This window comes from Streptomyces viridochromogenes, from assembly GCF_001270495.1.
Taxonomy (GTDB): domain Bacteria; phylum Actinomycetota; class Actinomycetes; order Streptomycetales; family Streptomycetaceae; genus Streptomyces; species Streptomyces viridochromogenes_A.
Map to the genome: position 1 here is coordinate 82,531 of NZ_LGUR01000194.1, position 18,155 is coordinate 100,685.

The 18,155-nt window shown below is 71.2% G+C and carries 20 protein-coding genes and 1 pseudogene; 12 read left to right on the forward strand and 9 right to left on the reverse strand.

The features are described from left to right. Positions 1-57: 57 nt before the first annotated feature. The 3 genes from ADK36_RS19355 to ADK36_RS19365 form a co-directional block, all read right to left on the reverse strand. Positions 58-789 (reverse strand): HAD family hydrolase, encoded by a 732-nt coding sequence (locus ADK36_RS19355; RefSeq protein ID WP_048580805.1) that lies wholly within the window; start codon positions 787-789, stop codon positions 58-60. Positions 790-865: 76 nt separating this feature from the next. Beyond that, on the reverse strand, positions 866-1,537 hold the full coding sequence (locus ADK36_RS19360) for a phosphatase PAP2 family protein (RefSeq protein WP_053198422.1): 672 nt from the start codon (positions 1,535-1,537) through the stop codon (positions 866-868). A 113-nt stretch (positions 1,538-1,650) separates the two neighbouring features. After that, on the reverse strand, positions 1,651-2,190 hold the full coding sequence (locus tag ADK36_RS19365; RefSeq protein ID WP_048580869.1) for a DUF5134 domain-containing protein: 540 nt from the start codon (positions 2,188-2,190) through the stop codon (positions 1,651-1,653). A 154-nt stretch (positions 2,191-2,344) separates the two neighbouring features. On the opposite strand from ADK36_RS19365, the pseudogene ADK36_RS19370 reads away from it, so the two are divergent. Both ADK36_RS19370 and ADK36_RS19375 read left to right on the forward strand, forming a co-directional pair. Then, positions 2,345-3,791 (forward strand): annotated as a pseudogene (locus ADK36_RS19370) (FUSC family protein). After that, positions 3,788-4,324 carry a MarR family winged helix-turn-helix transcriptional regulator gene (locus ADK36_RS19375; RefSeq protein ID WP_048580808.1) on the forward strand — a complete coding sequence of 179 codons (537 nt, stop codon included), beginning with the start codon at positions 3,788-3,790 and terminating at the stop codon, positions 4,322-4,324. Before ADK36_RS19370 ends, ADK36_RS19375 begins: the two are co-directional and overlap by 4 nt. 33 nt (positions 4,325-4,357) lie before the next feature. Here ADK36_RS19375 and ADK36_RS19380 read toward each other — a convergent pair whose 3' ends face one another. Then, complete coding sequence (locus ADK36_RS19380; RefSeq protein WP_053198423.1) at positions 4,358-5,122, reverse strand: VOC family protein; 765 nt, start codon at positions 5,120-5,122, stop codon at positions 4,358-4,360. A 172-nt stretch (positions 5,123-5,294) separates the two neighbouring features. Between ADK36_RS19380 and ADK36_RS19385 the strand changes: the two genes are divergently transcribed. Then, entirely contained in the window at positions 5,295-6,209 is a 915-nt protein-coding gene (locus ADK36_RS19385) for a GNAT family N-acetyltransferase (RefSeq protein ID WP_053198426.1), read from the forward strand. A 1-nt stretch (position 6,210) separates the two neighbouring features. Here ADK36_RS19385 and ADK36_RS19390 read toward each other — a convergent pair whose 3' ends face one another. Further along, positions 6,211-6,603 carry a VOC family protein gene (locus ADK36_RS19390; RefSeq protein ID WP_053198428.1) on the reverse strand — a complete coding sequence of 131 codons (393 nt, stop codon included), beginning with the start codon at positions 6,601-6,603 and terminating at the stop codon, positions 6,211-6,213. 71 nt (positions 6,604-6,674) lie between these two features. Here ADK36_RS19390 and ADK36_RS19395 point away from each other — a divergent pair, with 71 nt between their 5' ends. After that, positions 6,675-7,226, forward strand: a complete 552-nt coding sequence (locus ADK36_RS19395; RefSeq protein WP_053198439.1) for a GNAT family N-acetyltransferase — start codon at positions 6,675-6,677, stop codon at positions 7,224-7,226. Positions 7,227-7,229: 3 nt separating this feature from the next. Here ADK36_RS19395 and ADK36_RS19400 read toward each other — a convergent pair whose 3' ends face one another. Beyond that, on the reverse strand, positions 7,230-7,913 hold the full coding sequence (locus tag ADK36_RS19400; protein WP_048580812.1) for a glycerophosphodiester phosphodiesterase: 684 nt from the start codon (positions 7,911-7,913) through the stop codon (positions 7,230-7,232). Between the two features lie 405 nt (positions 7,914-8,318). Between ADK36_RS19400 and ADK36_RS19405 the strand changes: the two genes are divergently transcribed. Genes ADK36_RS19405 through ADK36_RS19415 form a run of 3 tightly spaced genes read left to right on the forward strand, consistent with a single transcriptional unit; the run spans position 8,319 to position 11,574 of the window. Beyond that, positions 8,319-9,716, forward strand: coding sequence for a DUF6421 family protein (locus ADK36_RS19405; protein ID WP_048580813.1), 1,398 nt, complete (start codon positions 8,319-8,321; stop codon positions 9,714-9,716). 41 nt (positions 9,717-9,757) lie between these two features. Continuing rightward, the gene (locus ADK36_RS19410) at positions 9,758-10,507 is read left to right on the forward strand and encodes an SDR family NAD(P)-dependent oxidoreductase (RefSeq protein ID WP_048580871.1); all 750 of its coding nucleotides are present in this window, start codon (positions 9,758-9,760) and stop codon (positions 10,505-10,507) included. Then, positions 10,504-11,574 carry a threonine aldolase family protein gene (locus ADK36_RS19415; RefSeq protein WP_048580814.1) on the forward strand — a complete coding sequence of 357 codons (1,071 nt, stop codon included), beginning with the start codon at positions 10,504-10,506 and terminating at the stop codon, positions 11,572-11,574. Before ADK36_RS19410 ends, ADK36_RS19415 begins: the two co-directional genes overlap by 4 nt. Before the next feature lie 30 nt (positions 11,575-11,604). Here ADK36_RS19415 and ADK36_RS19420 read toward each other — a convergent pair whose 3' ends face one another. Beyond that, complete coding sequence (locus ADK36_RS19420) at positions 11,605-12,975, reverse strand: hypothetical protein (protein WP_053198430.1); 1,371 nt, start codon at positions 12,973-12,975, stop codon at positions 11,605-11,607. Between the two features lie 208 nt (positions 12,976-13,183). On the opposite strand from ADK36_RS19420, the gene ADK36_RS19425 reads away from it, so the two are divergent. Then, the gene (locus tag ADK36_RS19425; protein ID WP_053198431.1) at positions 13,184-13,756 is read left to right on the forward strand and encodes a transglutaminase domain-containing protein; all 573 of its coding nucleotides are present in this window, start codon (positions 13,184-13,186) and stop codon (positions 13,754-13,756) included. 69 nt (positions 13,757-13,825) lie between these two features. Here ADK36_RS19425 and ADK36_RS19430 read toward each other — a convergent pair whose 3' ends face one another. Both ADK36_RS19430 and ADK36_RS19435 read right to left on the reverse strand, forming a co-directional pair. After that, complete coding sequence (locus ADK36_RS19430) at positions 13,826-14,560, reverse strand: lysophospholipid acyltransferase family protein (RefSeq protein WP_048580817.1); 735 nt, start codon at positions 14,558-14,560, stop codon at positions 13,826-13,828. Between the two features lie 187 nt (positions 14,561-14,747). After that, entirely contained in the window at positions 14,748-15,164 is a 417-nt protein-coding gene (locus tag ADK36_RS19435; RefSeq protein WP_048580818.1) for a DUF4395 domain-containing protein, read from the reverse strand. 76 nt (positions 15,165-15,240) lie between these two features. Between ADK36_RS19435 and ADK36_RS19440 the strand changes: the two genes are divergently transcribed. From ADK36_RS19440 to ADK36_RS19455, 4 genes are all read left to right on the forward strand, one after another. Then, a complete protein-coding gene (locus tag ADK36_RS19440; protein ID WP_048580819.1) occupies positions 15,241-15,654 on the forward strand; it encodes a TlpA family protein disulfide reductase in 414 nt (137 codons plus the stop codon). A gap of 209 nt (positions 15,655-15,863) precedes the next feature. Continuing rightward, positions 15,864-16,373: a flavin reductase family protein gene (locus ADK36_RS19445; protein ID WP_048580820.1), complete on the forward strand. Its 510-nt coding sequence runs from the start codon at positions 15,864-15,866 to the stop codon at positions 16,371-16,373. A gap of 240 nt (positions 16,374-16,613) precedes the next feature. Further along, positions 16,614-17,402, forward strand: coding sequence for an electron transfer flavoprotein subunit beta/FixA family protein (locus tag ADK36_RS19450; RefSeq protein ID WP_030046806.1), 789 nt, complete (start codon positions 16,614-16,616; stop codon positions 17,400-17,402). Between the two features lie 72 nt (positions 17,403-17,474). Further along, positions 17,475-18,155 (forward strand): electron transfer flavoprotein subunit alpha/FixB family protein (locus ADK36_RS19455; RefSeq protein WP_053198433.1); only part of this gene is annotated, 681 nt, incomplete at its 3' end.

The following is an 18,155-nucleotide window of genomic DNA, read 5'->3' on the forward strand; positions in this document are numbered from 1 at the left end:
GGGCGACGCGGGGGATCGTCCAGGGCGGGCCCGACACCTCCGAATGGTGGCCGGAGGCTACTTGTCGAGCCGCGGGTCGGCACCGTTCGTCCGAGGGACGCCGCCCACCAGATCCAGTACCGGCAGCAGCCCCTCAGGTCGCTGTTCGGCCGGCAGATGGTCCACGAAGTGCACCGCGCAGCCCAGGGCCGCCGCACCGCCGTCGGCCCGCCGGTTGTCGCCGACCATGACCACGTCGCGCGGATCGGCGTCGAGTGCCGCGCAGGCGGCCGCGAACAGCCGGGGGTCGGGCTTCTGGACGCCGTGCTCGTAGGACAGGACGTAGGTGTCCACGTACGGATCGAGGCCGTGCTCCCGGAACACCGGGCGCAGATCCCAGCCGATGTTGCTGACCACCCCGACGCCGATGCCGCGCTCGCGCAGCGTCCGCAGCACCTCGGCGGTGTCGGGGTACGGCATCCACGCGGCCGGTGCCATGTGGCGGTCGTAGAGCAGGTCGTACAACCGCTCGTCCGGGAGCTGCACATGCCGGCTGAGCCCGGTGTACGCGGCCCGGTGCAGCTCCGCGCTCTTGTCCCGCACACCCCAGACACTCGCGACGTCCTCGGGCAGCCAGGAGGGATCGACCCCGCCCGGCAACGCTCCCATGGCCTCCAGCGCCTGCGCCGCCTCGACCAACTCGGCCTCACCGAACTCCACTTGGGCCTCGGTGAGGGCTCCGCGCAGCCAGGACTCGGTGGACTCGACGCGGAAAAGGGTTCCGGAAAAATCGAACAGAACTGCGGTCATGTCGCGGATCCTACGGTGGTCACGTCGCGCCGCGCGGGAAGATCACGCGGCTCGCACGCCGGTCCGACCGTGCGGGTCAGTCCGGCCGTCGCATGTGCGCGCCCACCGCCAGCACCACGACCAGGGCGCCCAGCAGCCAGCCGCCGACGACGTCCGTCGCCCAGTGGACGCCCAGCCACACCCGGGTCAGCCCGACGCCGGCCACGGAGACCACGGCCACGGCGACGGCCGTACGCCACAGGGCGCGCCCGGCGCCGTAGTGGTGCAGGAGCCACAGCAGGAGGCCGCAGACCACCGTGGCCGTCATGGCGTGGCCGGACGGGAAGGCCGAGTAGTGGGCGGAGTCGACGGGGTCGGGCCAGACGGGGCGGGGTCGGTCGACCACCGCCTTCAGGGTCTGCTGGGCCACCGTGGCGAGCAGGCAGGTGGCCACCAGCCATCCGGCCGTCCAGCGCGCCGCTCTCCGCCACACGAGCCAGATCGCGACCGCGAAGGTCAGGATGCGCATCGTCCACGGATCCCAGACCCAGTCCGTCAGGATGCGGAACGTGTGCGTCACGCCGGACGAGTCGACCGCCCAGCGGTGCGTGGTGTCCGCGAGGTCGCCGTCGAGGGTCATCAGGGGGTGCCACCGGACAGCGACGAGGGCGAGCAGCAACGCGGAGCCCAGAGCGAGGGCACCGGCCCAGTGGGCGGTCCTGCGCTCGGCCGGCGGGCGGGGCGGGGATTCGACGGACTGGGTGTGCATACTGCGATCCTCGCCGAAAGGTGGGGCGAGAGGCCAATGCCCGGGCGGGTTTTGCGACTCCCGCCACAGGAGAGCCGGCCGTTCCCGGGAGGGAACGCCGTACTCACAGGGTTTCAGAGGGCCAGCAGCATCGCCACCATGGCGATCCCCATGGACAGCCGACAGGCTCGCGCCAGCTCCGGACGGTCGCCCCATCCGATGCCCCCGCCGCCGCCCGCGACGGGCACCAGCCGGACGCCGGACAGCAGCACATAGCCCGTGAAGTACAGGAGCAGGGTGCCCGTCACGAGCGGGATGCCGGGATCGCCGTGTCCGCCGTGGCCGCCGGGCGGGTCGGCCATCGCGACCGCCATGTAGACCATGGCCGAGGCACCCACCAGGTGATGCAGATGGTGCGCGCCCTCTCGTGCCGCCCACAGGGCGTGCAGGGCGGCCGCGCCGAACACGGCCGCGTAGACGGGCCAGGCCCACACCGGCGGCGTGAACACCGCGGCGGGCACCGCCATGGCGGCCATCCCGAAGCCCATCAGTGCCTCGCCCCCCGCGGCCCGGCGCTGTTCCTCCACGTGACTGCGCATCCGCAGCAGGCAGTAGGCCCCGGTCGCCGCACACAGCGCGACCAGCAGCCAGCCGTGCGAAGCCGGTCCGTGCACGCGCACCCCCCCGCTCGACGGTCTCGGACAGTCCGTCGATGCCCCGCCGGTCGGGCGCGCACGCGAGCGCAAGGGTGTACACGGGGAGCATTCGCCGGAGCACGGCAGGTCACTGTTATCCTTTACGAGTAAAACACTTGCTAAGGTGATGGCCATGAAACTGGTGAAGGGCATCAGCGACCGCCTTCCGCCGGCCGGAGTGCTGCGCCTCGGCCGCCCCTCGGACATCTGGTTCAAGCCCGCACTGAGCGTGATCGTCGCCGTGGGCCCGCCCAACCTCGCCCTGCTGACGCTCGGCCGGCTGGACCTGGCGATGTACACGATGGCCGGATCCCTGTGCGCCCTCTACGCCCTACCGCCCCTACGCGGCCCGGGCCCGCACCCTGGCCTGGGTCGTGCTCGGCATGCTCGGCGGTCTCGCCATCGCGCTGGCCGTGGCCTCGCTCACCAGCGACGCCGTCGTACTGGTCACCGTGGGCGCGGTGCTGGCCGCCGTACAGAAGGCACTGTGCGACGCGACCCGCATCGGCCCGCCCGGCAACGTGGTGCTCACCTTCGTCAGCTCCGCCGCCCTGTTCACCCCGCAGACCCTCGACGGGATCCCCGGCCACCTCGCGCCGGCCGCCGCGGCCGCCGCCTGGGCCTGGCTCGTCGGCATGGCACCCGGCCTGCTGCGTCCGCACGGCCCGGAGCGCCGGGCCACCGCGGGCGCCCTGAACGCGGCCGCCGCGTACGTCGAAACGAACGGTACGGACGGCACGGGCGGGAGCGGCAGTGCCGTGCGGGCCGCCCGGCAGGCGCTGCGCACCGCCGGCCGCCCCTCCGCGACCCGCGCCGCCCTCGAACGCCTCGTCGACCGCGCCGAGGTCGCCCTGGCCGCCCCCGCCGACGCCGACCCCGCGCTGCTGCGCACCTGGGCCCGGCAGGTGCGCGGCAACCGCCCCGTGCCGGACGTCGACGACCTCACCGGCCTCGCCGGCATCGGCACCGAACCCGCCTCGCCCCCCGGCCCGTTGTGGCTCCGCCTCGGCCCCCTGGCCCCGCTCGCGGTACGCACCGCCCTCGGCTGCGCCCTCGCCGGATACGCCTCCCTCGCCCTGGGGATCGGCCGTCCCTACTGGGCCCTGGTCACCGCGGCCTCCCTGTACCAGGCCAACCTCACCCTCACCTGGGGCCGTGGCGTCCAGCGCGTCGTCGGCAACCTGCTCGGCGTCCTCCTCTTCGCCGCACTGGTTCCGCTCGCCCACACCGGCGAGGTCGCCCTGGTCCTGTGCTGCCTCGCGCTCAATTTCGGTGCCGAGGCGCTGATCGCCCGCAACTACTGGCTCGGCAGCGTCTGCGTGACCCCCATGGCGCTGCTCGTCACCGAGTTCGCCGGGTTCCAGGAACCAGGGCGGCTGATCACCGAGCGGGTCGTGGACACCTTGGTCGGCGCGCTGGTCGGTCTCGCCGCCGCCGTGGCCGTCCCCGACCGCCGATGGCAGCGGGTCGTGCGCGCCGAGCAGACCGCACCCCGTACGCTCGCGGCTACGGGGCGGAGCCGAGCGCCGTACCCGGACCAGCGCACGGGTAGCGACACGACGGAGGGCGTACGGCCATGACGGCGACCAACGGCGGGCCGACCGGGACGAGACGGGACACGGTGGCCGCCGTGGTCCGGCAGTGGCGGACCGTCCACCCCGACCTCGACACCGCCCCGATGGAGATCATCGGCCGCATCAACCGCTGTGCCGCCCTTCTCCAGCAGGCCGAGGACGCTCCGCTGCGCCGGGCGGGCCTGAGCCGCCCCGAGTTCGACCTGCTCGGCGCGCTGCGCCGCACCGGCCACGAGCTGACCCCGAGTGAACTCGCCCGCGAGACCTTCTCCTCGGGCGCCGCCGTCACCAAACGCCTCAAGCAGCTCAGCGAGCGCGGCCTGGTGGAACGCAGGGGCGACACCCGCGACCGCCGTGTCGCCCACGTCCGCCTCACGGACGCGGGCCGGGACCTGGTCGACGGCATCCTGCCCGAGCAACTCGCGTACGAGACGTCCGTACTGTCCGGCCTCGCCCCGCGGGCACAGGGCGAACTCGCGGCGCTGCTGGGCGAGTTGCTCGGCGAGCTGGAGGGCCGGCTCGGGGCGCTCCGCGGCTGATCCGACCGGCGTCGTCACGTCGCCCGGGGGCAGTCACTTCTCGTCGGCCGCGCGGTACACCCCGAACACCGCCCCCTGCGGGTCCCGCAGCACGGCGATGCGCGGCCCGTCGGGGACGGAGGTGGGCTCCATGAGGACGGTCCCGCCCGCCGCCGTGGCGTCCGCCGCCGTGGCGTCCACGTCCTCGACGGCGAAGTACGGCAGCCAGTGCGCCGGGACCTCGTGCGGGAACTTGTCGTCCATCGTGACCATGCCGCCGAAGTCGGCGCCGTCGACGCCCCACTGCGTGTAGTGCTCCGAGGCGTTGACGCTCCAGCCGAACACCGTCGTGTAGAACTCCACGGCCCGCTCGGGCGCCCGGGTCAGCAACTCCACCCAGCCCAGCGCGCCGGGCGCGCTGAGCAGCCCCGCACCCGGGAACGACCGCGCCTGCCACAGCTGGAAGACCGCACCCGTGGGGTCCACGGCCACCGCGAAGCGGCCCACGTCGAACACGTCCATCGGACCGACCAGCACCGTCCCGCCGGCCTCGGTGACCTGCGCGGCGGCCGCGTCCGCGTCCGGCACCGCGAACGACACGTTCCACGAGACCGGCTGTCCCTCCTGGTACAGCGGCGTCAGCGCGGCCACCGCCGCGTCCCCGAGGTGCGCGATCGAGTAGCCGCCGGCCTCGTTCCGCGGATCGGTCTCGGCCCGCCAGCCGAACAACCCCTCGTAGAACCGCTTCGCCGCGGCCAGATCGCTGGTGCCCAACTCCGTCCAGCAGGGCCCGCCGGTCACCGGCTTGTCGAGCTTCATGGCGTTCCTCCCGCAGGAAAACCCTCTCCAGCACGCTAAGCCCCGCCCACGGCCCCGGCCATCCGGCCGACGAAACCCACTGGAGCCCGGCGCCGCCACCGACGTACCCTCGACCCCGTACCGCATCGCATGGCGGCCTCCCGAGCACCGTTCTCCGACCGGAGGTCCCCGCATGCCCGCGCTTCAGGTGCGCCCCTTCCGCCGCGCCGACCGCGACCAGCTCACCGAACTGATCAACACGCATGTCGCCGCCGTCGTCCCCGGCGTCTCCGTCTCCGTGAACACGGTGCTCAGCGCCCTGGAGCGACAGCCGGACGAGTTCATCACCGACCCCTGGGTCGGCGAGCGCGTGACCCTCGTCGCCGAGCAGCGCGACCACGTCGTGGCCGCCGCGCATCTGCTGCGGTACCGGGCCGACGACGAGGTCGGCGCGGACTACCGGGACATCGGCGAGATCGACTGGTTCGTCTGCCGGCCCACGGCCTCCTTCCGGCCGGACTCCGACGAGGCCGCGGACCTGCTGATGAACGCCTGCCTGGCCCAGCTGGCCCGCTGGAACGTACGTGCCCGGTACGCGAGCGGCGAGCTCCCCGCCCCGGCCGTCTACGGCCTGCCCCGCAGCTGGCCGCACATCCGCGCCGGCTACGAGCGGGCGGGCTTCCGGCACACCGGGGACACCGAGGTGATCCTGATCGCGCGGGTGGCCGACCTGCCGCACCAGGAGCCCCGACCGGGCGTCACCGTCGACCGCACACTGGGGGAGTGCGGGACACGCTTCACGGCGTACGCAGCCGGACGCGCCCTCGGCTTCATCGAGGTCGACACCGCCCTGTCCCGCCCCGAACGCCACACGCGCGGGACGGGCCTCGCCGATGTCGGCAACCTGCACATCGAACCGTCGGCGTACGGCGACGGCCTGGAGCGCCGGCTGCTGGGCCAGGCCGCCGACTGGCTGCGGCTGTGCGGCGTGGACCGCGTCCTCGCCTACGAACCGGCCACCGGCAGCACGATGATGGATCACCTGACCTCGGCCGGCTTCCGGGAGCTGACCCGCACCGACCGGCGCTGGGAACACCGCCCGGGGTGACTCAGCTCCCCGGCCGGTACCGCAGCGGATGATCCGCCGGCACCTCCACCAGCACGATCCGCGTCCCGTCCGGATCGGCGATCCACATCTCGATCAGCCCCCACGGCTCCTTCACCGGCGGCCGCACGATCTCGACGCCCTTGCCCCGCAGTTCGTCGTGCGCCGCCGCCACGTCCTCGACCTGCATCCACAGCCGGACGGCCGGGGACGGTGGGGTCTCGGAGCGGCCGGAGACCTCCAGGAAGCCGCCGCCGAGGAAGTAGACGGTGCCGCGCTCCGGCCCCGTTCCGAACTCGCGGTAGACGGCCAGGCCCAGCTGCTCGCCGTAGAAGACACGGGAACGCTCGGGGTCGGCGGGATGCAGGAGGGTCCGTCCGCTCAGTACGTGCACCATGCAGCCGGATCCTAGCGGCGCGTTACCCTCAGCGGTGCACGAGTCATGCCCGAGAAGTGGAGAAGAACCGCATGGACACAGTCGCGACCACCGCCGCCGACGGTCTCACCTTCCGCGACGCCACGGACGCCGACGTGGACACGCTGGTCGCGCTGATCGAGTCCGCCTACCGCGGGGACTCCAGCCGGACCGGGTGGACCACCGAGGCGGACATCCTCGAAGGGCAGCGGACCGACCCGGAGGGCGTGCTGGAGGTCATCAAGTCGCCGGACAGCCGGATGCTCACCGTCGAGCGGGACGGGGCGGTCGTCGCCTGCTGCCAGCTGGCGCGGCGCGACGCGCACGCCTACTTCGGGATGTTCGCGGTCAGCCCCGCACTCCAGGGTGTCGGCCTCGGCAAGGTGATCATCGCGGAGGCGGAGCGGCACGCCCGGGAGGCCTGGGGCGCGACCGAGATGCACATGGTCGTGGTCTCGGTACGGAACGACCTGATCGCCTGGTACGAGCGGCGCGGCTACCGCCGTACGGGACGGATGACCCCGTTCCCGTACGGCGACGAGCGCTATGGCATTCCGCAGCGCGACGACCTGCGGTTCGAACTGCTGGTCAAGGAGCTGGCGTGACGGTCACGCCGTGAAGCGGCCGGTGCGCTTGATCTCCGGGTAGTCGGTCGTCGCGCCGTCCAGTTCCAGGGCCCGTACGAGACGCAGGTGGTCCTGGGTGTTGACCACCCAGCCGATGATCTTCAGGTCCGCCTTGCGGGCCCGCTCCACGACCTCCAGGGTGAGGCGGCGGATGTTCAGGCAGACGGTCGCGGCACCGACCGCGACGGCGCGGTCCACGATGTCGGTGCCGTAGCGGCTGGCGATCAGCGCGGTCCGCACCCCGGGCACGAGGCGGGCGATCTCGGCCACGGCGTCGTCGTGGAACGAGGACACCTCGACCCGGGAGACCAGGTCCCGTTCGGTCATCACCTCGGCGAGCGCCCGAGCCGCCGCGACGTCCTTGATCTCGGCCTGGAGCGGCGACTTCACGGCGTCCAGGACTTCCTCGAAGACGGGCACGCGCTCGCCGCGGCCCGCGTCCAGGGCGCGCAGCTCGGCGAGGGTCTTGTCGGCGATCGCGCCGACGCCGTCGGTCGTGCGGTCCACGTCGGTGTCGTGCATGACGACGAGGGCGCCGTCCTTGCTCAGGTGGAGATCGAGTTCGATCACGTCGAGCCCGGCCTGCTGGGCGGCGACGAAGGAACGGAGGGTGTTCTCGGGTTCGACACCCATGACTCCGCGATGACCGATGGTAAGGAAGTTCAAGGTTCAACTCGCTTCCGTCGACGGCGGCTCGGCGTGCGCGCAAACCGGAGCGGAGTGTTCGCGCGGCAGATCCGCAGCCTAGTGGCCCGGGCGCGTGATGAACCCCACGTGTACACAGGGTTTGCGCCAGTGGACATGGCGTATCTGGAGCGCGTGCCCCGAGGTGGTCACCCTGGCGTGGGCGAGTCCTGCGGGGATTGACCGCCCCGGGCGGGCGGCGGCGCGCCGTCCCGGGCCTTCCGTATGCCCAGGGGTGGCCGGAGTATGCGCCATCGGGATGACCAACAGGAAAAAGTGCGGTGACCATGGGGGTGTGCAGGATAATTTCCCGAGTCTCCTCTTGCTGGGAGGAACCTCGTGTGTATACGGTCTCCTTACGCGAGGTTCTCCTGTGGAGGATGGGACATGACGGAAATTCTTGTGCAGACGGCTTCGGGGGAGCAGGTTCCTCCCGCGACCAGGGTGGTGGAGCACCCGGCGTGGCCGGTGCTCAAGGATGCGGTGGAGCAGATCCGGCCATGGCAGTCCAAGGACGGGTCGATCGACTTCGAGGCCGAGGGCGCGCCCGAGCGCGCGGACGCCGAGGCCGCCGTACGGCGTGTCGTGGCGGCCGTCGAGGAGCTCTCCCCGCTGCTGCCGCACGACGCCGCCTACCACGAGGCCCTGGTGAAGGATCTGCGCCGCTGGGCCGAGAGCGGCTTCGAGGTGCCCGACTTCCTCGACTCGCTGCTGGCCTTCCAGCCCGCCGCGGGCCGCGCGGACGGCCTCCAGCACCTGGTCGTCTTCGCTATGTACACGCAGAACGGCAACCCCGACCGCAACCTCGAAGCGGTCGTGCTGCGCATGGTCTGGCCGCAGTGGCTGGCCGAGCTGGAGCGCACCCGCTACGACAACCCGCTGTTCTGCGGCATCAAGTTCGAGGACTTCACGGCCGGCTACGACACCAACTCCGCCGTCCTCTTCCCCGAGACGATCGCCGTGCGCGAGGCGCCCGAGCGCTTCAGCTGGGGCGGCATCTTCTGCGACCGCGAGGCCGCCCGCTTCCGCCGCGTCACCGACGCCGCCGTCGACATCCTGGGCCTCGACCTGCCCGAGGACATCGCCGCGATGGTCCACGACCAGAAGCGCTGCGAGGAGGCCTTCGTGCTGTGGGACATGGTCCACGACCGCACCCACAGCCACGGCGACCTGCCGTTCGACCCGTTCATGATCAAGCAGCGCCAGCCGTTCTGGATGTACGGCCTCGAAGAGCTGCGCTGCGACCTCACCGCCTTCAAGGAGGCCGTGAAGCTCCAGGCGGACGGCGTCCCGCAGGCCCGCGACGTGCAGTACGCGGTGCTGTTCGACCGCATGTTCCGCTTCCCGGTCACCGGTGAGCGCGTGCGCAACTACGACGGCCTCGGCGGCCAGCTCCTCTTCGCCTACCTGCACAAGCACGGCGTGATCCGCTGGACCGACAACAAGCTCCACATCGACTGGGAGCGCGCCCCGCAGGTCACCAACCAGCTGTGCGCCGACATCGAGAACCTCTACCGAGACGGCATCGACCGCCCCAAGCTCGTCCACTGGTTCGCGGGCTATGAGCTCGTCTCCACCTACCTCGCCCCGCACCCGGGCTCCCGCTGGGCCAAGGGCCCGGACGCCCTGGACCTGAACCAGCCGCCGCGCAAGCTCGTCGATGACGTGCTTCCGGACGAGTTTCCGCTGAGCATGTTCTATGAGGCCCTGTCCAAGAAGCTGAAGAACGTGATCGCCTCCACCCGGGGCATCACGGCGGACAGCGCCGAGCGGATCGCCGCGTGAGCGACCGCGGTACCCAGAACACTGCTCAGGAGGCGAAGAACATGGCGGGGAACGGAGCTCTCAGCGGTGCGGTGATCGCGGTGGCCGGCGCGGGCGGACCCGCGGGCCGGGCGGCCCTGCTGCGGCTGGCCGAGGCGGGGGCGACCGTCGCCGCCGCCGACAACGATCCCGAGCGGCTCGCGGAGGCCGTGGACGCGGCCCGCTACGCGTCGGGCGGCGCGACGGTCACCGGCGAACCCGTCGACCTGCTCGACCTGCAGTCCACCCGGGACTGGGCCGACCACATCGAGAAGGACTTCGGCCGCGTCGACGGCCTGGTCCACCTCGTCGGCGGCTGGCGCGGCAGCGAGACCTTCATCAAGACCAGCCTCGACGACTGGGACTTCCTGGAACTGCTGCTCATCCGCACCGTGCAGCACACCTCGCTCGCCTTCTTCGAGGGCCTCCAGCGCAGCGACCGCGGGCGCTACGTGCTGATCAGCGCCGCCGGCGCCTCGAAGCCGACCGCGGGCAACGCCTCGTACGCCGCCGCCAAGGCCGCCGCCGAGGCATGGACGCTCGCGCTGGCCGACGCCTTCCGCAAGGCCGGGGGCCCCGAGGGCCCGACGTCCGCGGCTGCCATCCTGGTGGTGAAGGCGCTGGTGCACGACGCGATGCGCGCCGAGCGACCCAACGCGAAGTTCGCGGGCTTCACGGACGTCAAGGACCTGGCCGACGCCGTCGTCGACGTCTGGGACAAGCCCGCCGCAGAAGTGAACGGAAACCGCCTGTGGCTGACCGAGAAGCCGTGAACCCTCCGAAGACCGACGCCCGGCGCCACCACGACCCGGACGTCCGCGGCTTCGCCAGTGACAACTACGCCGGCGCCCACCCGGAGGTGCTCGCCGCCCTGGCCCTGGCCAACGGCGGGCACCAGGCCGCCTACGGCGAGGACGACTACACCGAGAACCTCCAGCGGATCGTCCGCAGCCACTTCGGCGCCACGGCGGAGGCGTTCCCGGTCTTCAACGGCACCGGAGCCAACGTCGTCGCGCTCCAGGCGGTCACCGACCGCTGGGGCGCGGTGATCTGCGCCGAGAGCGCGCACATCCACGTCGACGAGGGCGGCGCCCCCGAGCGGATGGGCGGCCTGAAGCTGCTCACCGTGCCCACACCCGACGGCAAGCTCACCCCCGAGCTGATCGACCGGCAGGCGTACGGCTGGGAGGACGAGCACCGGGCGATGCCCCAGGTCGTCTCGATCACCCAGAGCACCGAACTCGGCACCCTCTACACCCCGGACGAGATCCGCGCGATCTGCGACCACGCCCACGCGCACGGCATGAAGGTGCACCTGGACGGCTCCCGGATAGCCAACGCGGCCGCCTCCCTGAACGTGCCCATGCGGACGTTCACCAACGCGGTCGGCGTCGACATCCTCTCCCTGGGCGGCACCAAGAACGGTGCCCTGTTCGGGGAGGCGGTCGTCGTCCTCAACCAGGACGCCGTCAGCCACATGAAGCACCTGCGCAAGCTGTCCATGCAGCTCGCCTCCAAGATGCGCTTCGTGTCGGTGCAGTTGGAGGCGCTGCTCGCCAAGGACCTGTGGCTGCGCAACGCCCGGCACGCCAACGAGATGGCCCAGCGCCTGGCGGAGGGCGTGCGCGCCGTGCACGGCGTGGAGATCCTCTACCCGGTGCAGGCCAACGGCGTCTTCGCCAAGCTCCCGCACGACGTGAGTGAGCGGCTGCAGAAGCGGTTCCGGTTCTACTTCTGGGACGAGGCGGCGGGCGTCGTGCGCTGGATGTGCGCCTTCGACACGACCGAGGACGACGTGGACGCCTTCGTGGCGGCGCTGAAGGAGGAGATGGCGCGCTAGCCGTCCCCTCCCCGCGGTCGCCCGCCCGGGTCAGCCGTTGACGACGATCCGCGCGCTGTTGTTGCGCAGGTTCGGGTCGAACTTCCTGATGGGCAGCTCCGGGTCGTCGTTGAGGGTCTCGACGGTGGTGCGTGCTCCGCGCACCACCTCGTCGATCCGCAACCGCACCTCGAACGCGTGGGACGCCCGGTCGTGCAGATAGACCGGCGTCCGGCAGAAGTAGGTCGTGACGGCCGGCCCCTCCTCGGACGGCAGCTCCTGCGCGCACTCCTCCTGCGGCCATCCGACGACCGTCGTGCCCGCCGGTGCCTGGAACCGCACCGTGGCCACGGCCGCGCCCGCGCCCAGCGACGCCACCCACGCCGGGCCCCGGTTGTGGACGGTGATGCGGGCGGTCACGGTGTCCCCGGCGTCCCCGCGCACCTTGCTGCCGGTGAGCTTCAGGTCGGCGGTGTTCCTGGCGTCGAGCATGACGGCCCGGTAGTTGTCCGACAGATCGAGGTCCTCGTCCCCGGCCGCCGCGATCCGCGCCGCCACGGGACGCAGATCCAGCTCGGGCCCCGTGCCCGGGGTCCAGGTCTCCCCGCCGCGAGCCTCTTCCAGCGCCGCGTCCGAATACGGCAGTACGGAGTGGTCGAACCGCTCGTACAGGGCCTTGCGCCCCACCCGCAGAGCGCTCGTCAGCTCGTACCGCTCACCCGGGGCCACCGCCTCGTCCAGCACGCACAGCGCGGACGTACCGGTGGCGTGGTCCCGGTACTCGCAGTTGGAGTTCCGCTCCTTGAACCGCAGCCCGTAGGACGCGTAGACCGACAGCAGCGTGCGTTCCACGGCGCGGTTGCCGTTGTTGCCGACCGTCGCCCGCACCTGGGTGTCCGTGCCGGGCTTGAGGTCACGCTGGTTCGGGGCCTGACTGAGCCCGAGGTCCGGACCGTCGCCCAGGGTGATCAGGGTCTCGACCGGGTAGGCCGTCAGCTCCCCGGCGGCGGCCGAATAGCGCACATGCCCGGACGCTTCGAGGTCCGCGTCCGGCAACGCCCGAAGCCCCAGCAGAGCGGCCCCCACGCTGTCCGCACCGGCCGGCATCCCGGCGAAGTCGCAGACCGCCTTGACCGCCGACTCGGGCACGCAGTTCGCGGGCCACGACACCTGCGCGAAGGCGGCGATCCCGCTCGCGTCCACGGTCAGCCGGCCGGCGGGCACCCCGTTCTCGGTGTTGTCGTGAGTGACCCGCACATCAAGGGTCCGCTGGGACGCGCCGCCGTCCGCACCCGGCGCGGGCAGTACCGTTTCGGACGGCGCGCTGATCCACAACTGGTCGGACGCGGCGTGTACGGGCCCGGCCCCGACCCCGGCCAGGGCACAGCAGGCGAGCGCGGCTCCGAGCAGGCGATGCTTCATGACTTCCCCCTTGTCGATGAGCGGTCGGTGGCCGAGACCCGCGGGACGGGGGAGGGGTTGTAGTCGGGGCGTCTGGTTGCGGCGATGTTCAGCCGTTCTTCCGGAGACGGGTGTCCACCGCAGTGCCCACGCGCCGTCAATGCATAGATATACGTTGGTCGGAAAGTTGATTGACTCGCGCCAAGGCTGCCGCCTACGCTCGGCTGCCATGCAGATGATCCAGGAAACCGCTGACCTCTCCGCCTACTTGGCAGCTGACGAAGTCATCGACCATCACCACCCGCTCGTCCGCGAGACGGCAGCCTGGCTCGCCGACGGGGTGGCGGACTCGTATGAATATGCGCGGGCGGCGTTCGAGTTCGTGCGCGACGCCATCCCGCACTCACAGGATTCCGGCGATCTCCGTGTCACCTGGCGCGCCTCTGACGTCCTGGAGCAGGGCACCGGCATCTGCTACGCCAAGGCCCACGCACTGGCCGCGCTGTTGCGGGCCGAGGACATCCCGACCGCGCTGTGCTACCAGAAGTTCGAGGAGGTGCACGGCCTGGTCGCCGTCCGGTTCAACGGTGCCTGGCACCGACAGGATCCACGGGGCAACAAGCCGGGCGTGGACGCCCAGTTCTCACTCGACGGCGAGCAGTTGGCCTTCACGCCCGATCCGGAGCTCGAAGAGCTGGACTATCCGGTTCTGTACGCCGCACCCCACCCCGCCGTACTCGACGTACTCAAGGCGGCCCCCGACCGACCGCATCTGTGGCAGACGCTGCCCCTCGCGCTCTGACCGCCGGGAACCGGTCCGGCAGTGCCCTTCAGGGGCGCGGGACCGCATCCATATGCGGCTCCGCCGCCCCTAGCCGGCGGAGCCCTCCGCCGCGCGCACCTGCTCCGGCGTAGGTGCCGTACCGCCGAGGTGGGCCGGCATCCACCAGGTGTCGCCGGCGTCCTTGGGGCGCACCGGATAGGCGCGCTGCGCGGCCTCCAGAAGCTCCTGGACGCGCTCGCGCAGCTGCCGGGTGATCGCACCGGCGTACTTGTCCTTGGATGCCTCGAGCGCCTCGCCGACCCGGATGGTGATCGGGGTGTGGCTGCGCTTGAAGTTGCGCGGGTGCCCCTTGGTCCACAGGCGCTGCGTGCCCCACACGGCCATCGGGATCAGCGGCACGCCGGCCTCCTGGGCCAGCCGGGCGGCGCCCGACTTGAAGCTCTTCAGCGTGAACGACTGCGAGATCGTGGCCTCAGGGAACACCCCGACGATCTCGCCGGAACGCAGCGAGTCCAGCGCGTGGGCGTACGCCGCCTCACCCTGCTTGCGGTCCACGGGGATGTGCTTCATGCCGCGCATCAGCGGACCGGAGATCTTGTGCCGGAACACGGACTCCTTCGCCATGAAGCGAACGAGGCGCTTCTGCGGGAGGGCAGCCAGGCCGTTGAAGACGAAGTCCAGGTAGCTGATGTGGTTGCTCACCAGCACAGCGCCGCCCGAGCGTGGAATGTTCTCCGACCCCTTGCAGTCGATCTTGAGGTCCCACGCCTTGAACAACGTCTGGGCGAAACCGACGACGGGACGGTAGACAAGCTCTGCCATGGACGGGGTGGACCCTTCCTTCTGTGCCTGGGAAGGAAGCTCCCAGTGGGAAGTTACGCAGCCGTAGGTTTACGGCATGTCGCAGATCGTGCCCCAAGAACGGCCGAGGGCCAAGCCCAAGTGCCGGGGAACGGCGAGATCCTCGTCACGTCGGCCCCTTGATCCACCTCGGTCTTTTGTGCCGCCTTTACCCGGCGCGCACCGTCAGCCGCCGCAGGAGCAGGTACATCTCGCAGCCCAGGCAGTACCCGAAGGTGGCGTTCAGGAAAGCGGCCGCGAGCGCGGCCCCGGTGGCGGCGAGCCCCAGCCAGTCCGGCCCGAGCGTGTAGCCGACCAGCCCGAGGCCCGCGAAGACCAGCCCCACCGCCTGCGCGAACCGCGGCGGTTCCGGCGCCTCGAACTCCGTCGGCGGCCCGAGCCGGGGTCGTACGGCCGTGCGGAACAGCCAGCCGTACGGCGACCGGCTTACCCCGCCCGCCGCGCCCAGCGCGAACGCCAGCGTCTGCCAGGCCAGCAGCCAGGCGCTACCGGTGACCAGTGCGACCGCCAGCACCACGGTCGTCACGGCCGCCCCGAAGCGCGGCCCCCTCATGTCGATGTCCATGAATCAAGCATTCCGCAAGGGAAAGACTTCAGGGGCTCGGGAATCTTTGCAGTCTTGTGAAGGGTTGAGCACGGTGATGACCGGACTCGTGGTGTGCGTGGTGGTGCTCGCGGTGGCGAGCGCCTATGGAGTGCTGCATCGGCGGCGGAGCGGGAGAGTGCGGGTGCGCGGGCGGGACGACGGAAAACGGCTCGTGGCGGCCGAGTTGGGCGGGGAACTGGGCGCACGCGCCACCCTCGTGCAGTTCTCCAGCGCCTTCTGCGCGCCCTGCCGGGCCACCCGGCGGGTGCTCGGCGAGGTGGCCGGCATGGTCCCGGGTGTGACCCACGTGGAGATCGACGCCGAGGACAACCTGGACCTCGTACGCCGGCTCGACATCCTCAAGACGCCGACCGTGCTGGTCCTCGACGCCGACGGAAACGTCGTACGGCGGGCCACCGGTCAGCCGCGCAGGGCGGATGTGATCGCGGCCCTGGGCGAAGCGGTCTGAGGGGCCGTGATGCCGAGGGTGAGTCATCTCCCACATTCAGGAAGCCACTTGACTGTCCGCACCACCTATCGTCAGCCTGACCTGATGCCTGAGGAACTCCTTCTCTTCGGACGGGCCCACGTCGATCTGGCCCGCACCGCGAGCGCGCGCTGTCCGGGCTGTTGAACAGCCGCGGGTCCGTACACCTCCCCTCGCAGAAGGACAGCTCCATGACGGCCACATCCGGCCTCGGTACCCCTCAGCTCGCCTCTCCCGACCTGCTGCGCTCCGTCTTCCGGCGCCATGCCGCGGGAGTGGCCGTGATCACCGCACGCGGTGAGGCGGGCCCGGTCGGCTTCACCGCCACCTCCCTCACCTCCGTCTCCGCCGAGCCCCCGATGCTCTCCTTCGGCATCGGTGTCGGCGCTTCCAGTTGGCCGGCGATAGCCGCGACGGACCATGTCGGTGTCCACATACTCGGCGAGCACCAACAGGACCTGGCCGCCACCTTCGCCCGCAGCGGCGCCGACCGCTTCGGTTCGCCCACGGCCTGGGGCGAGGGCCCCGAAGGGGTCCCCGTCCTCGACGACGTGCTCGCCTGGATGGTCTGCCGGGTCGTCGGGCGCGTCCCCGCCGGTGATCACCGCATCGTGCTGGCCGAGGTCGTCCTGGGTGACTCCACCGGCCCGGGCCGTCCGCTGGTGTATCACCAGGGCCGGTTCAACGGTCTGCGTGACTGAGCTCACCGGACGGATGTGACCGAACCGGCCTTCCGCTGTTCTGCGAAGCCGTCGGTTTCCGATTACGCTGCGTTGCAAAGGTCACAGTTCAAAGCGCTTGCTTAGCGGGAACGAACTGGGTGTACTGACGAGTAATATTTCGCTCGGAGCGCAGGTCGCCCCGATCGGGAGGCCGCTTGGGGCGCCTATGCTGCCTGCAAGTAGGCAGCAGAGAAATGTCGACGCAGTAGGAGAGCCGGCGTGAGCTTGAGGATCGTTGTCACCGTGAAGTACGTGCCCGACGCCACTGGCGACCGGCACTTCGCCGATGACCTGACCGTCGACCGGGACGACGTGGACGGTCTGCTCTCCGAGCTCGACGAGTACGCGGTCGAGCAGGCGCTGCAGATCTCCGAGAACTCCGACGACGACGTGGAGATCACCGTTCTGACGGTGGGCCCGGAGGACGCGAAGGACGCGCTGCGCAAGGCCCTGTCCATGGGTGCGGACAAGGCCGTCCACGTCGAGGACGACGACCTGCACGGCACCGACGCCCTGGGCACCTCGCTGGTGCTGGCCAAGGCGATCGAGAAGGCCGGTTACGACCTGGTGATCTCCGGCATGGCCTCCACCGACGGCACCATGGGTGTCGTACCGGCCCTGCTCGCCGAGCGCCTGGGCGTCCCGCAGGTCACCCTGCTGTCCGAGGTCTCGGTCGAGGACGGCACGGTCAAGGGCCGCCGGGACGGCGACGCCGCCTCCGAGCAGCTCGAGGCGTCCCTGCCGGCCGTCGTGTCGGTCACCGACCAGTCGGGCGAGGCGCGCTACCCGTCCTTCAAGGGCATCATGGCCGCCAAGAAGAAGCCGGTTCAGTCCTGGGACCTGTCCGACCTCGACATCGAGGCGGAGGAGGTCGGCCTGGAGGGTGCGTACACCGTCGTGGACGGCGCGGCCGAGCGTCCGGCCCGCACCGCCGGCACGATCGTCAAGGACGAGGGCGAGGGCGGCAAGCAGCTCGCCGAGTTCCTCGCGAGCCAGAAGTTCATCTAAGGGTCGCTGGCCCGCTGAGGCTCAACCCCCTTACCGCCCCTCAGACTTCGCAATCCGCAGGAGTGCATTCCCATGGCTGAAGTTCTCGTCTACGTCGACCACGTGGACGGTGCCGTCCGCAAGCCCACCCTGGAGCTGCTGACCCTGGCCCGCCGCGTCGGCGAGCCGGTCGCCGTCGCGCTGGGCAACGGCGCCGCCGACACCGCCGCCGCGCTCGCCGAGCACGGCGCGGTCAAGGTCCTCACCCACGACGCGTCGGAGTACGCCGACTACCTGGTCGTCCCGAAGGTCGACGCCCTCCAGGCCGCCGTCGAGGCCGTCTCCCCGGCCGCCGTCCTCGTTCCCTCCTCCGCCGAGGGCAAGGAGATCGCCGCGCGCCTGGCGCTGCGCATCGGCTCCGGCATCATCACCGACGCCGTCGACCTGGAGGCCGGCGACGAGGGTCCGGTGGCCACCCAGTCGGTGTTCGCCGCGTCGTTCACCACCAAGTCCCGTGTCTCCAAGGGCACCCCGGTCATCACGGTCAAGCCGAACTCGGCCGCCGTGGAGGCCGCCTCGGCCGCCGGCGCGGTCGAGGCCCTCGCGGTCACCTTCTCCGCCCAGGCCACCGGCACCAAGGTCACCGGCCGCACGCCGCGTGAGTCGACGGGCCGCCCGGAGCTGACCGAGGCCGCGATCGTGGTCTCCGGTGGCCGTGGCGTCAACGGCGCGGAGAACTTCGCGATCATCGAGGCCCTCGCCGACTCCCTCGGC